13 protein-coding genes are annotated in these 13,853 nt (G+C 71.8%); 4 read left to right on the plus strand and 9 right to left on the minus strand.

The window, feature by feature from the left end:
* Positions 1–66: 66 nt before the first annotated feature.
* The 3 genes from LGR69_RS06175 to holA all read left to right on the plus strand — a co-directional run bounded on the left by LGR69_RS06175 (position 67) and on the right by holA (position 2,736).
* The gene (locus tag LGR69_RS06175; protein WP_091863493.1) at positions 67–1,020 is read left to right on the plus strand and encodes an AEC family transporter; all 954 of its coding nucleotides are present in this window, start codon (positions 67–69) and stop codon (positions 1,018–1,020) included.
* A 119-nt stretch (positions 1,021–1,139) separates the two neighbouring features.
* Positions 1,140–1,685: an LPS assembly lipoprotein LptE gene (gene lptE / locus LGR69_RS06180; RefSeq protein ID WP_039902944.1), complete on the plus strand. Its 546-nt coding sequence runs from the start codon at positions 1,140–1,142 to the stop codon at positions 1,683–1,685.
* A gap of 7 nt (positions 1,686–1,692) precedes the next feature.
* Positions 1,693–2,736, plus strand: coding sequence for a DNA polymerase III subunit delta (gene holA, locus LGR69_RS06185; RefSeq protein ID WP_230365482.1), 1,044 nt, complete (start codon positions 1,693–1,695; stop codon positions 2,734–2,736).
* 210 nt (positions 2,737–2,946) lie between these two features.
* On the opposite strand, the gene LGR69_RS06190 is transcribed toward holA, so the two are convergent.
* The 6 genes from LGR69_RS06190 to LGR69_RS06215 all read right to left on the minus strand — a co-directional run bounded on the left by LGR69_RS06190 (position 2,947) and on the right by LGR69_RS06215 (position 8,655).
* Complete coding sequence (locus LGR69_RS06190) at positions 2,947–3,861, minus strand: ParB/RepB/Spo0J family partition protein (RefSeq protein ID WP_091863494.1); 915 nt, start codon at positions 3,859–3,861, stop codon at positions 2,947–2,949.
* Between the two features lie 60 nt (positions 3,862–3,921).
* Entirely contained in the window at positions 3,922–4,815 is an 894-nt protein-coding gene (locus LGR69_RS06195; RefSeq protein WP_007563442.1) for a ParA family protein, read from the minus strand.
* Entirely contained in the window at positions 4,812–5,447 is a 636-nt protein-coding gene (gene rsmG, locus LGR69_RS06200; protein WP_230365483.1) for a 16S rRNA (guanine(527)-N(7))-methyltransferase RsmG, read from the minus strand. The genes LGR69_RS06195 and rsmG overlap by 4 nt, the downstream gene beginning before the upstream one ends.
* Entirely contained in the window at positions 5,444–7,333 is a 1,890-nt protein-coding gene (gene mnmG / locus LGR69_RS06205) for a tRNA uridine-5-carboxymethylaminomethyl(34) synthesis enzyme MnmG (RefSeq protein WP_230365484.1), read from the minus strand. The genes rsmG and mnmG overlap by 4 nt, the downstream gene beginning before the upstream one ends.
* Before the next feature lie 168 nt (positions 7,334–7,501).
* Entirely contained in the window at positions 7,502–7,723 is a 222-nt protein-coding gene (locus LGR69_RS06210; protein WP_007563439.1) for a heavy-metal-associated domain-containing protein, read from the minus strand.
* A 59-nt stretch (positions 7,724–7,782) separates the two neighbouring features.
* On the minus strand, positions 7,783–8,655 hold the full coding sequence (locus tag LGR69_RS06215) for a MipA/OmpV family protein (protein WP_230365485.1): 873 nt from the start codon (positions 8,653–8,655) through the stop codon (positions 7,783–7,785).
* 288 nt (positions 8,656–8,943) lie between these two features.
* On the opposite strand from LGR69_RS06215, the gene LGR69_RS06220 reads away from it, so the two are divergent.
* The gene (locus LGR69_RS06220; RefSeq protein ID WP_230365486.1) at positions 8,944–10,395 is read left to right on the plus strand and encodes an EAL domain-containing protein; all 1,452 of its coding nucleotides are present in this window, start codon (positions 8,944–8,946) and stop codon (positions 10,393–10,395) included.
* A gap of 10 nt (positions 10,396–10,405) precedes the next feature.
* Here the strand turns inward: LGR69_RS06220 and LGR69_RS06225 are convergent, their stop codons facing one another.
* From LGR69_RS06225 to panC, 3 genes are all read right to left on the minus strand, one after another.
* Positions 10,406–11,683 (minus strand): OprO/OprP family phosphate-selective porin, encoded by a 1,278-nt coding sequence (locus tag LGR69_RS06225; RefSeq protein WP_230365487.1) that lies wholly within the window; start codon positions 11,681–11,683, stop codon positions 10,406–10,408.
* Between the two features lie 100 nt (positions 11,684–11,783).
* A complete protein-coding gene (locus LGR69_RS06230) occupies positions 11,784–12,698 on the minus strand; it encodes an alpha/beta hydrolase (RefSeq protein WP_230365488.1) in 915 nt (304 codons plus the stop codon).
* A gap of 291 nt (positions 12,699–12,989) precedes the next feature.
* Positions 12,990–13,838 (minus strand): pantoate--beta-alanine ligase, encoded by an 849-nt coding sequence (gene panC, locus LGR69_RS06235; protein WP_230365489.1) that lies wholly within the window; start codon positions 13,836–13,838, stop codon positions 12,990–12,992.
* Positions 13,839–13,853 lie beyond the last annotated feature (15 nt).

Here is a 13,853-nt window from a genome sequence, read left to right on the forward strand (position 1 = left end):
CGGCATTGGAGGTCGGCGGCACATCCGTCCTAAGGCCGGAGCATAATCCTCCGACTTGGGCCGCCCATGCTCTCGACCCTCCTGGTCGTGCTGCCGATCTTCGCGCTGATCTTTTCGGGCTGGCTGGCCCGGCGGCTCGGCGTGCTCGGCGCTGCCGCGACCACCGAACTCAACCGCTTCGTGGTGTTCCTGGCCCTGCCGGCGCTGCTGTTCGACGTCACCGCGCAGGTCCATTGGAGCGAGATCTGGAAGCCCGGCTTCATCGGCGCCTTCGGGTTGAGCAGCCTGGCGGTCTTCGCGGTCACCGTGCTGCTCCGGCGGGCCGGAGGGCATCCGCTCAGCGATGCCGCCGTGGACGGGCTCAATGCCGGCTATCCCAATACCGGCTTCATGGGCTTCCCCGTGGCACTGCTCGCCTTCGGCCCGGAGGCGCTGGCCCCGACCACCGTGGCGGCGATCCTGACGGTCTGCGGGGTGTTCGCCGTCGCGATCGTGCTGATCGAGATCGGGCTCCGGCGCGAGGCGCGCGGTGCCGGTCGGGACCGGCCGGGCGTTCCGGTCTGGCTCGCGGCCGGCCGGTCGCTGATCCGCAACCCGCTCCTGGTCTCACCGGCGCTCGGCGCCCTGATACCGATTGCCGGCCTCACCCTGCCGGCGTCGGTCGAGTCCTTCCTGAAGCTCCTCGGCGGGGCCGCCTCACCCTGCGCCCTGGTGGCGCTCGGCCTGTTCCTGGCCCAGAAGCGCCGGCCCGGAGCCGCGCAGCCCCGGGCGGCCGCCCTGCTGGTCGGCCTCAAGCTCGTCGGGCAGCCCGCGCTCGCCTACGCGCTCGGCCGTTACCTGTTCGACCTGCCGCCGCTGCTGCTGCATGTCGCGGTGCTGATGGCCGCCCTGCCCACCGGGACCGGCCCGTTCATGCTGGCGGAGTTCTACCGCCGGGAGGCCGACCTCACCTCCACGGTGGTGCTGGTCTCGACGATCCTGTCGATCCTCACGGTCTCGGGCTATCTGGCGACAGTTTGAAACGACACGACCACGCTCTTGCCGCAGACAAATCGTAACGGTTGCTGCGTAGCGTCATGGCGCGGCCCTCCGGGTCCGCGCTAAACACGATCGAACAGAGCGGGGCGGACGGCGACGTGATGGTGCGTTCGGGAGTATCGGTTGCGGGCCGGATCGGCCGCCTCGCCTGCGTCGCCGGCCTGGCGCTGAGCCTGTCGGCCTGCTTCCGCCCCCTCTACGGACCGACCGCCTCCGGCGAGACCGTGCAGGCGCTGCTCGCCGCCGTGCAGGTCGACGACGTGGCGATGGCTCAGGGCCAGGAGCGGCTCGGGCATTACCTGCGCAGCGAGCTAATCTTCGAGCTCGACGGATCGGGCCAGCCCGCGAGCAAGCGCTACCGGCTGAAGCTCTCGGGCTCCGAGATCGTGCAGACCCCGATCGTCTCCTCCACCACCGGCCGCGCCGAGGCCGGCACGCTGGTGGCCAACATCAAGTACAGCCTGGAGGATATGGCCGGCGCCAAGGTCTACACAGAGGGCGTGGCGACCTCGACCGCGACCTACGACCGCTCGGTCCAGCGCTTCGCCAGCCAGCGGGCGGCGCGCGACGCCGAGATCCGCCTGGCCAGCGTGCTGGCGGACCAGATCAAGACGCGCTTGGCCGCCGTGCTCTCGACCAAGCCGTGAGCCGACTTTGACCGCGGTCAGGGCGGGCGAGATCGAGGGGCTGATCCGGCGCGGGCCGGATCCGCGCATCCCGGTGATCCTGGTCTACGGGCCTGATACCGGCCTCGTCACCGAACGCGCCCGCAAGCTCGCCGAGGACTTCGTCACCGACCCGGGCGATCCCTTCGCGCTGGTGCGGATCGACGGCGACACCCTCGCCTCCGATCCCGGCCGGCTCTGCGACGAGGCCGGGACGATGGGACTGTTCGGCGGCCGCCGGTCGATCTGGGTGCGGCCGGGCAGCCGCAACTACGCGCCGGCGGTCGAGGCGGTGCTGGGTGCCGCGGTGGCCGATGCCCGCATCGTCGTCGAGGGCGGCGACCTCGCGAAGAACAACCCGTTGCGCGTCCTCTGCGAGCGCTCGCCCAAGGCGCTGGCGATTCCCTGCTACGCGGATGACGAGCGCACGCTCTCCGACCTGATCGAGCGCACCCTGCAGGAGCGCGGCCTGCGCATCGACCGCGCCGCCCGGGAGGTCCTGGCCCGCAGCCTCGGCGGTGACCGCCGGGCCAGCCTGATGGAGATCGAGAAGCTCGCCCTCTACGCGGCCGGGGAGGGGCACGGGGACACGGTCGTCACCCTCGACCATGTCGAGGCCATCACCAGCGATGTGGCGGCCAGCGTGCTCAACACCCTGATCGACGCCGCCTTCGACGGCCGTCGCGAGGCGGTGGAGCGCGACTATCGGCGCTTCCGGCACGAGGGCCTGGATCCCGGCGTGGTGCTCGGCTCGGCCCTGCGGCACGCCCTGACCCTGCTGGCGACCCGCCTCGACAATCCCGACAAGACCCCGGCCCTGATGGCGGCCTCGTGGCGGGGGCTGCATTTCAAGCGCAAGGCCAGCATCGAGGGGCAGCTCGCCACCTGGCCGGCCGGTACCCTCCGGCAGGCGGTCAAGGCCCTTCAGGACGCGATCCTGGCCTGCCGGCGGGCCGAGCCGGAGCTGGCGCACGCCCTGGCCTCCGCGGCGCTGCTGCGGGTGGCGGAAGCGGGCGCCCGGCGGCGGCGTTAGGCCATCCAGCAGTTTCGCCTTCGACAAGGCAGATTGCCTGCATCCATCCCATCCGCGCCCTCATCCTGAGGTGGGCCCGCGCAGCGGGCGCCTCGAAGGAGCCCTCCAGACGCCTCTGCGATCCCTGGAGCTCTCCTTCGAGGCCTTCGCTTCGCTCCGTCACCTCAGGATGAGGGAAGGGGTGGGATGGACGCCGGAAAGAAGCTTTCCTCAGCTCTCCTCCGACACCTTGAACCGGTTGAGCAGCGCCTCGAGCTCGTCCCGGGTCTCGTAGCGGATCCGGATCTCGCCCGAGGCCTCGTCCTTGGGCTTGTAGGTCACCTCGACCCCCAGGGCCCGGCGGATCCGCAATTCCAGGTCGCGCACCGGGGCAGGGCGCTCGGCGGAGAGGCGCGGGCGGCCGGGGCGGGGGGTATCGGGGGCCGCAGCCTCGGCCGCCTCGGCGGCCGCCACCGCCTCGACCTCGCGCACCGACAGGCCCTCGGCCACGACCCGGCGGGCCAGGGTCTCGGGATCGCGCACCGCCAGGAGCGCGCGGGCATGGCCGGCCGTGAGCTCCCCGGCGGTGACCCGGTCCTGCACGGCGGGCGGCAGGTTGAGCAGCCGCAACGTGTTGGCGAGGTGGCTGCGGCTCTTGCCGAGGATCTCGGCCAGTTCCTTCTGCGTATAGGCGAAGTCCTGCATCAGGCGCTCGTAGCCCGAGGCTTCCTCGATCGGGTTGAGGTCGGAGCGCTGGACGTTCTCCAGGATGGCGAATTCCAGGGAGGCGCGATCGTCGATCTCGACGATCACCACCGGCACCTCGTCGAGCCCGGCCTTCTGGGACGCCCGCCAGCGGCGCTCGCCGGCCACGATCTCGAAGGCGCCCGGCACATCGGCCAGCGGCCGCACCACGATCGGCTGGATGATGCCGCGCTGGGTGATCGAGGTCGCCAGTTCCGCGAGTTCCGCCTCGCCGAAGCTCCGGCGCGGGTTGCGCGGGTTCGGGCGCAGGAACTCCACCGGGACCTTCCGCTGCGGCTCGATCTTGCCGTCGGTCTTGGCCGCCTGTCCGGCATCGCCGAAATCGCCGATCAGCGCCGCGAGCCCGCGCCCGAGACGGGGTCGTGCCCCCTCCTCCGCCATCCTTGTCACCCGTGTCACGCTCCGCACTCGATCCGTCCGAATAGGAAAAGGATCACACAATCACGCCGCCGCCGGCACGCGGCCTTCACGCTGGATCACCTCGGAGGCGAGGCGCAGATACGCCTGGCTGCCGGCGCATTTCAAATCGTAGAGCAAAGCCGGCTTGCCGTGGGACGGCGCCTCGGAGATGCGGACGTTCCGGGGGATCACGGTCTCGTAGACCTTGTCGCCCATGAAACCGCGGACATCCGCCACCACCTGGGCGGAGAGGTTGTTGCGCGGGTCGAACATCGTCAGCACGATGCCCTGGATGGTCAGCTTCGGGTTCAGGGCGCCGCGGACCTGCTCGACGGTGCGCAGCAACTGGCTCAGGCCCTCCAGGGCGAAGAACTCGCATTGCAGCGGCACCAAAACCGCGTCGGCGGCGGCCAGCGCGTTGATGGTCAACAGGTTGAGCGAGGGCGGACAATCGATCAGCACGTAGCTGATCCGCTCCAGACCCTTGGCCTGGGCGATGTCCTTCAGCACGCCGCGCAGCCGGTGGGCGCGGTCGGGCAGGGTGGCCAGCTCCATCTCCAGGCCGAGGAGATCCATGGTGGAGGGCGCGATCGACAGGCGCGGCACCGCCGTGGGGATCACCGCCTCGGCGAGCGACGCCTCGCCGGTCATGACGTCGTAAGTCGAGACCTGGCGGCGGGCCCGGTCGATCCCCAGCCCCGTGGAGGCGTTGCCCTGCGGGTCGAGGTCGAGCACCAGCACGTCCTCGCCGATCGCCGCTAGGGCCGTGCCGAGGTTGATCGCCGTGGTGGTCTTGCCGACGCCGCCCTTCTGGTTGGCCAGCGCCAGGATCCGCAGGGGATGTCTCACGGACGGTCTTTCGGCAGGGGTTAAGACGGGATCGCTGGACGGATCCACGGACCGGTCGGCGGAATCGCCGAGGATCGCTTCGGTCATCGATGGCTCGGGGCGGCGAGGGCAGTGACGCGCACGATCCGGGCTTCGGAATCAGTCCGGCTCGGCACGAGGTCGTTAACGACTCTCCACTGCGCGGCCGCCTGGGTCAATTCAGCTTGCACGTCCCGGCCCTTCGGAAACAGGCCGGTGGTGCCCGTTTTCAACAGCGGCTCCGTCCAGGCGAGGAGCTGCGTCATGGGCGCGAGCGCGCGCGCGCAGACGATGTCGACGCCCTGATACTCGCCGATCACCGCCTCGATCCGGGCGTTGCGTACCCGCGCCGGCGCACCGGTGAGGCGGGCGGTCTCGGTGAGGAAGGCGCATTTGCGCGCGTTGCTCTCGACCAGTTCGACCTGGATGCCGCGCTCGCGGCCCGCGATGGCGAGGATCAGGCCCGGGATGCCGGCGCCGGAGCCGAGATCCAGCCAGGTCCGGGCCTCTGGGGCGAGGTCGAGCAGCTGGAGCGCGTCATCGATATGGCGGCTCCAGACCTCCTCAAGCGTGGCGGGGCCGACGAGGTTCTTGATCGGCTGCCAGCGCCGGAGCTGCGCGACGTAAAGGTCCAGCAGCTCGGCTGTTTCACGTGAAACACCGGAGGCGGCGAGGATTCGGGTTCGGTCCGGATCGCTCATGGGACGCGCCGTCCGGCATCGGGCGCGGCCCGTCGGGCATGGGCGGCCAACAAGGTGAGGGCGGCCGGCGTCACACCCTCGATCCGGGCGGCCTGGCCGAGGGTGCCCGGCCGGACGGTCTCGAGCTTCACCCGCATCTCGTTCGAGAGCCCGCTGATCCCGGCATAATCCAGGCTCGCGGGCAGCCGCACCGCCTCGTCGCGCCGGAAGGCGGCGATGTCGGCGTTCTGCCGGTCGAGATAGACCGCGTAGGTCGCATCGGTCTTGAGGCGGTCCGCGATCCGGGGCGCGGTCTCGGCCAGCTCCGGCCAGATCGCGGCGAGCTGCGCCCAGGTGATCTCGGGATAGGCGAGCAGCTGGAACGCGCTGCGGCGTATGCCGTCGCGGTTCAGCATGATCCCGTGCACGGCGGCCTGGCTCGGGGTCAGGCTCACGGCATCGAGCCGGGCCCGCGACGCCTGCAATTCCTGCTGCGCGGCCGCGAAATGGTCGGCCCGATGCCCGCCGACGCAGCCCAGCGCGAGGCCCCGCGGCGTCAGCCGCTCGTCGGCATTGTCGACCCGCAGGGACAGGCGGTACTCGGAGCGCGAGGTGAACATCCGGTACGGCTCGCTGACCCCGTGGGTCACGAGGTCGTCGATCATCACACCGAGATAGGATTCGGCCCGGTCGAAAGCCGCGAGGTCGAGACCGCCGGCGCGCCGGGCGGCGTTGAGCCCGGCCACGAGACCCTGGCCGGCCGCCTCCTCGTAGCCGGTGGTGCCGTTGATCTGGCCGGCCAGGAACAGGCCGGGCAGGCGCTTCACCTGAAGCCCGGTATCGAGCTCGCGCGGATCGACGTAATCGTACTCGATGGCGTAGCCTGGCCGCAGGATCGCGGCGTGCTCCAGCCCCGGGATCAGCCGGATGATCTCGCGCTGGACCTCCTCGGGCAGGGCCGTGGAGATGCCGTTCGGGTAGATGGTCGGGTCGTCCAGCCCCTCCGGCTCGAGGAAGATCTGGTGCCCCTCCCGGTCGCCGAAGCGCACGACCTTGTCCTCGATCGACGGGCAGTAGCGCGGCCCCCGGCTGGCGATGCCGCCGGAATACATCGGCGAGCGGTGCAGGTTGGCGCGGATCAGGTCGTGGACCGCCTGGGTGGTCCGGGTGATGCCGCAGCGGATCTGCGGCGTGGTGATTTTCTCCGTCAGCGTCGAGAACGGCACAGGCTCGGCATCGGCCTCCTGCATCTCCAGGCCCGACCAGTCGATGGTCCGGCCGTCGAGGCGGGGCGGGGTGCCGGTCTTCAGGCGGCCGAGCCGCAGGCCGAGCCGGTCGAGGGTCTGGGCCAGCCCGATCGCCGGCGCCTCGCCGACGCGGCCGGCGGGGATCTGGCGCTCGCCGATATGGATCAGTCCGCGCAGAAAGGTGCCTGTGGTCAGCACCACGGCGGCGCAGGTGATCACCCGCCCATCCGCCAGCACGACGCCGGAGAGGCGGCCCTCCGGGTCGCGGATGAGGTCCTCGCAGGCGCCTGCCACCACCGTGAGGCCCGCGGTCTCGGCCACGGCCGCCTGCATGGCCGCGGCGTAGAGCTTGCGGTCGGCCTGGGTGCGGGGGCCGCGCACGGCCGGTCCCTTCCGGCGGTTAAGCAGGCGAAACTGGATGCCGGCCGCGTCGGCGACCCGGCCCATCAGCCCGTCGAGGGCATCGACCTCGCGCACGAGATGGCCCTTGCCGAGCCCCCCGATGGCGGGATTGCACGACATGGCCCCGATCGTGGCGGGGTCGTGGGTGACCAGGGCCGTGCGGGCGCCGCAGCGCGCCGCGGCTGCGGCCGCCTCGACGCCGGCATGGCCGCCGCCGACGACCACGACGTCGAACCGGTCGGATGAGGTGGTGAGCATGCGAGTGATTACGCGGGCGCAGCGGGAGCGGTCAACGCGTCCGGCAAGCGCTGGGGATGCGCGCGGTCGGTGGGGCGGCCTTCGCCCGGCCGCCGACCGATGCGCTTCCGCTGAGGCCCCTTACGACGAGGCCGGGGAGGGGGACAAGCCGGTGAGAGAGAACGCCGCTCAGCCGGTCATCGCCGTGGCGGTGTAGCCGGCCTTCGTCAGCGCATCCGCGATGACCAGGGCCTGGGCATCGGTGCGGATCGCGACACGCCCGGCTTCGCGGTCGACCTGGATCTCGGCCGCCGGGTCGATCCGGTTGACCGTACGGGTCACCGCGGCAGCGCAGCCGTCGCAGGTCATCCCCTCCACCTGCATCAGCAGGTCGGCGCGCATCTCGTTCATCCGGGCCTCCATGAACCGTATCATCGGCATGTCGGGGCGGAGCACGGCCGGCGCAAGCGTCAGAACTGCGCCGGCATGCGGAACGCGTAGTCGACCTTGAGGCCGAACTGGTACTGGTCGGGATTGCCGAACGGGCGCCGCACCAGGGGGCTGTCGCCCGAGGCGCCCAGGATGCGGGTGTAGCCGGCATAGGCCGTGTAGGCCCAGGTCTCGCTCTGCGTGTAGGTCACGGCGCCGAGCACGCCCGCCGAGTAGAACCCGCCGGGATTGTACGGGACGACCCGGCCATTGAGCGCGGCCTCGGCCGGCGACACGCCGAAATACTTCCGGGCGTAGCTGGCATCGCCGATGTTGAGGCGCGGGCCGATCGAGAACAGGAACGGGCCCGTGGGCATCAGGTAGTCGGCCGCCACCGAGCCGACCGTGCCGTGATGCCCGTACACGCCCTGGCGGATCTCCACGCGCGTGCGGATGGAGGGGGAGGGGTAGAACTCCGCGAACATCCCGGGCTCGAGGGCGATGCGCGCGTCCCGGAAGCCGAGCAGGTGGCGTCGGTCGTCGCCGTAATAGCGGCCGGGCACGATGCGGGCGGTCGGCCCGATGCTGAACATGGGGTTGTCGTAGACCGAGACGCTGAAGCCGTCATCCGGTGTCGAGAAGCGGCGCGGCTCGCCGGCCTTGCGGATGTCGATCCCGGGATAGCCGACCGCGGTGTAGTCCGAGGCGCCGGGATAGCGCGGGATCGCCTGGAGCGAGGCGCTGACCGTGACGATCCAGGTGCTGGGATCGACGGCATTCGGATCGACCCGCGTGAAGACCGGTCCCGAGCGGGAGGATGCCGACCCGAGATCAGCCGCGACGGTCGGCGCAGCACCGAAGGCGAGAACGAGGGCGCCGACGGACGAGCCGACGCGACGGAAAGAACGGAGCATCGGAACGCTTGGAGACACTGTGGTCATAGCCACGCTTTATGGCGCCTTTTCTTTCCGTTCACATGAGCGCGCAGTGCAACCCTCTTCCGAGCATTCGCAAACCGCCGGGACGTGGCGATTCCGCAACGTTCCCGCTTGCGCCGGCACCACACAATGCGGAATTCGCCGTCCCTCGCCTTGCCGTGGGGGCCGCGCGGCGACAAAGATCGACGAATCGGTCTTCGCCCGCCGAATCATCCCGGGACTTCCCCCGGCGGCCGGTGCGTGACCCTGGTAGGTGTTCTGACGATGGTCCCGGTCCTCGGCCGGTACGCGGGGCTGTTGGCGGCCGGGCTCCTGGCGCTCGTCGTGCTCGGGCCGCTGGCGGTGTTCGCGCCGCTCATGAGTGCCCTGGCGCTCGGTGGGCTCGCCGCCGTCGCGGCCGGCATCGCCCAGGCGCGTACCGCCTCCCTGAAGGCACGCTGCGAGAAGCTGTCCGGCGAGGTCGATCTGCTGTCCCGGCGCCTGCTGAAGGCCGAGACCGCCGCCGTGCCGCCGCGGCCGGAGTCCGGCGACGCCGCGCTCCGGGCCGAGGTCGAGGAACTGACCGTCGAGCTCGGGCTGCTCAGCGGCATCGTCCGTGACCTGACCACGGTGGTCAGCACCCAGGATTCCGAGATCGCCAGCCTCAAGGCCCGGCCCGAGCCGCGCCCGGAGCTGCCGCCCGCTGCTGTGCCGGAGCCGGCGCAGGCCCAGACCGCCCCGGAACCCGACGGCCCGGCGCTCACGAGCCGTCCGCATCCAATCCCGCCGGCAGCCCCGAGCGAGCGGGTCCCGGCCGCCCAGCCGCTCACGCGGGAACTGCCCCCCGAGCCGGCACCGGCACCGCGGCCGATCCCGCCCCGTCCCGTCGCCCGCGCGCCCGCCCCCTGGGTCGAGAGCGAGGCGGAGATCGTCCGGGCCTTCGAGGCGGACGCGCTCGAGATCCACCTGCAACCGGTGGTGACCCTGCCCCAGCGCAAGGTGACGGCCTACGAGGCCCTGGCCCGCCTGCGGGTCGACGGCCGCCTCGTCGAGCCGGAGGCGTTCCTGCCGGTGCTGGAGCGCTACGGCCGCACCACCGAGCTCGACCGGCGCATGCTGCAGCGGGCCTCCATCGTGGTGCGCCACCTCGCCCGCCGGGGCAGCGAGACCCTGCTGACCTACGGCCTGTCCCCGCTCTCGCTGTTCGAGCCCGGCCTGCTGCGGGAGCTGGCGCGCACGGTCGCGGACGATCCCGCCCTGGCGGGGCTGGTGATCGCCCTGCCGCAGGCCAGCTGGAACGGCCTCGATGGCGGGCAGCGCGGCCTGCTCCTGTCCCTGCGCGGCCGGATCGGGTTCAGCCTCGACCGGGCGGAGGATTTACGCTTCGACGTGGCCCAGCTCGCCGGGCTCGGGGTCGGCCAGGTCAAGGTGCCCGCCGACATGCTGCTGCGTCCCGGGGCGGACCGGCGGCTCCTGTCGGACATCGCGATCGAGGATCTCGCCCCGGCTTTGGCCCGGGCCGGCATCCGCCTGGTCGCGACCGGCGTCACCGACGAGGCGGACGTGCCGGACCTGATCGACCTCGACATTCCGTACGGCCAGGGTGCGGCCTTCGCGGCGCCGCGGCCCGTGCGCGCCGAGGTCCTGGCCGCACCGCCCGAGGCCCCGCCGCCCCCGCCGGTGGAGCCGGAGCCGGAGCGGCGGCCGTTCCGCTCGGTCCTGCGCCGGGCGGTCTGAGCGCCGCCCGTCACCAGTAGATCTGCAGACGCCCCAGGATCGTGTCGACCGAGAAGGGTGCGGTCCCCAGCGCGTCGGACTGGGCCGCGCCCGGCTGCACGCGACCGTGGATGACGTTCGCGATCAGGCGCAGGTTCGGCTCCGGGTACCAGCTCAGGCCCAGGGTCACGTCCCGCTCGGCGCCGCCGCGAAAGCCCCGGGCGTTCAGCTCGATGGCGCTGTAACGGGCGGACAGCTCGAAGACGCCGATCCCGCCCCGGGAGATTCGCTGGTCGTCGCGCGGCTGGATGCCCTTGAACGTCGCGTAGGTCGTGCCGCCCTTCGGGACCAGCGCGTAGGCCCGGCCCGCGCCGTTCAGCACCCAGCCGGCCTCGACATAGCCGCCCTGGAACCCGAGGCTCGGAAGGGCGCCGCCCGGCCCGGCGAACCGATCGATGGCGGCGTGGATATACTCCGCCTGCACCAGGATCGGGCCGTTGCGATAGGCGAACTCGGCGCCGATCCGCGACACGCGCGCCGCGTCCGGCAGGTCACCGGTATCGACGAAGGGCCGGGCGAACAGGAACGCCTCGGCCGGGGTGGAGAAGTTGAACGCGCCATCGCCCCGGGCGCGGCTCTGGACGATGCCGGCCACCCCGAGATGCAGGGTCTCGCGTTCCTCCAGGATCGGCGCCACGGTGGCACGGCCCGCAGCCGCCACCCCGTCGCCGGTGATGCCGTTGCTGGCCGCGTCGCCGAACACGCTCGCGACGGCGGTCCAGGCCTGACCGTGATGCCCGATCGCGAAGCCGAAGCGCCGGTCCGGCACGAAGGCGTTGGCCAGGGAGCGCTCGGCGAACAGCGTGTCGTTATTGCTCTGCAGCCATTCGAGGCTGAACGGCACCTTCATGTTGCCGAGAGTCAGGATCGTGTCCGGCAGCCCCTTCCAAGCGACGAACGCGTCGTTGATCGGCAGGATCGGGTCGCTGAAATCGTACTGGAAGGCGACGACCCAATCCTTCCCGATGGTCAGCGTCGGCTCGATCCAGGAGCGCCGCACCGCCACGGTGTCGGGGAAGGTCGCGCCCAGGCCGGGCCGGCTGAAGCGCGCCGCGCCGGCATCGATGTGCAGGCGGCCGCCGATCTGGAGCTTCACCTCCGGCTCGGGGAAGCTGAGCGTCAGGCCCTTCGGGTCGTAGCGCAGGCGCTCGCCATACGGGCCGGCCATGCCCTCGATCGCGTCATCGGCCGCGTCGGCGGGCGAGGCAGCCGCCAGCGATAGGAGCAGGAGGGCAGGGGCGCGGCGCATTCCCATCACCGGGCACAGAGCAGGTTGACGGGCGCGCGCCAATCACATCGGGGAGGGAATGCGCGAATCAGCGAGCCCGTGGCCCGGCGGACACGGCGCCTCAGTCCCGGGCCGCCCCGTCCAGCTGCGCCCGGATGTAGCGCCCCGCGCTCGCCAGCGACCGCCGCCCGGCCGCCACCTCCGGGTAGAACAGGTGCCAGGCGTGGATCATGTGCGGCCAGACCTGCAGCGTGACGGCCACGTCCGCCGCCGCCGCGACGCCGGCGAGCCGCAAGGCGTCGTCGAGCAGGGTCTCCGCGGAGCCGACCTGGATCAGCGTCGGGGGCAGGCCGGCGAGGTCCGCGTAGATCGGGGAGACCAGCGGGTCGCGCGGGTCGGTGCCGTTGAGATAGGCGCTCGCCAGCTCGGCCAGGTAGGCCCGGCTGATCAGCGGATCGACCGACGCCTTGGCGTCCAGGCTGCCGCCGGTGAGCGCGAGATCGGTCCAGGGCGAGCTGAGCCACAGGCAGCCGGGCAGCGGCAGGCCCCGCTCCCGCAGGGACAGGATGGCCGCCACGGCGAGGCCGCCGCCCGCGCTCTCGCCGGCCAGCGCGATGCGCTCGGGCGTGAACCCCGATTCGAGCAGGAACCGGTAGCCGGCCAGGGCATCACCGATCGCCGCCGGGAACGGGTGCTCGGGCGCAAGTCGATAGGCGAGGGCGAGGGTGCGCGTTCCGGCCTCCCGGCCGGCCTGGGCCACGACGTGGCGATGGCTCGCCAGCGACCCGGAGACGTAGCCGCCCCCGTGCAGGAACAGGATCACCCGGTCCCGATCCGCCCCCGGCGTCGCGGTCCATTCCGCGGGCAGGTCGCGTATCTTCGTGGGCTGGACATAAACATCGTCGGGCAGCGGGTCGTTCGCCCCGAGCGCATCCACGCGGGCGCGACGGGCCGCGAGATCGGCCGGGCGCGGGCTGGCGGCGAGGCGGGCGCGGATCCGGTCGATGTCGCTCACATCGGGCGAGGGGGTGGGCATCGGCGGGTCTCGGCGCGGCGGGCATTGGCGTCACGATGGCCGGGGCCGCGTGATCGGCCCAGATGAGCGCGATCCGGATGCTGACGCAACGGGGTTCGGCCGGGCGAAGGGATTGCAGGGCTCCGCCCGGCACCGGCACAAGGTCGACGACCCTCTGAAGCCGGGGGTTATTTGCCGATGCAGCCGGTCCGGCGAGGGGTCAGATCGATGCGATCCCGACTCCCCCGATCCTGAGGTGCGAGCGCAGGGAGCCACAGGATGGGGGGTCGGAACGACCGGCCGAGCGGCCCTTCAGACCGCGACGTTATCGATCAGCCGGGTCCGGCCGAGGAACGCGGCGACGAGAACCCGGGCGGGTCCGTCCACCCGCTCGACAGGTGCCAGGGTCCGGGCATCGCAGACCGCGAGATACTGCACCTGGAAGCCCGCGGCCTCCAAGGCGGCGCGACCCGCGGCGATCGGCGCCGCGACCGGGGTGCCGTCTCGGGCCGTGGCGGCGATCTCGGCCAGCACCGCGTGGAGTCTCGGCGCCACCGTCCGCTCCTCGGGCGAGAGGTAGCGGTTGCGCGACGACAGAGCGAGGCCGTCCGCCTCGCGCACCGTCGGCACGCCCTGGATCTCCACCGGGACGTCGAGATCGGCCACCGCCTGCTGGATCACCCGAAGCTGCTGAAAATCCTTCTCGCCGAACAGGGCGACGTCGGGCCCGACCTGGTTCAGCAGCTTGGTCACCACCGTGGCGACCCCGGAGAAATGCCCGGGCCGGAGCGGGCCGCACAGCCCTTCGGTCAGGCCCGCGACATCGATCCGGGTGCTGAAGCCCGGCGGGTACATGGTCTCCACGGCGGGCGTCCAGGCGGCGTCGGCGCCGGCCTGGCCGAGCAGCGCCAGGTCGGCCTCGAGATCGCGCGGGTAGCGCGAGAAATCCTCGTTCGGGCCGAACTGGGTCGGGTTGACGAAGATGCTCGCGACGACCCGCCGGCCGATCCGCCGGCCCTCCGCCACAAGGGCGAGATGGCCCTCGTGCAGCGCTCCCATGGTCGGCACCAGGACGACCCGCTCGCCGGCACGCCGCCAATCGGCCACGCTCCGGCGCAGGGAGGCGAGATCGCTGAAACGCTGGGGGATCGATTCGGACACGGGTCAGGCTCCGCG

Origin of the sequence: Methylobacterium brachiatum (assembly GCF_020523825.1) — a bacterium.
Lineage (GTDB): Bacteria > Pseudomonadota > Alphaproteobacteria > Rhizobiales > Beijerinckiaceae > Methylobacterium > Methylobacterium brachiatum.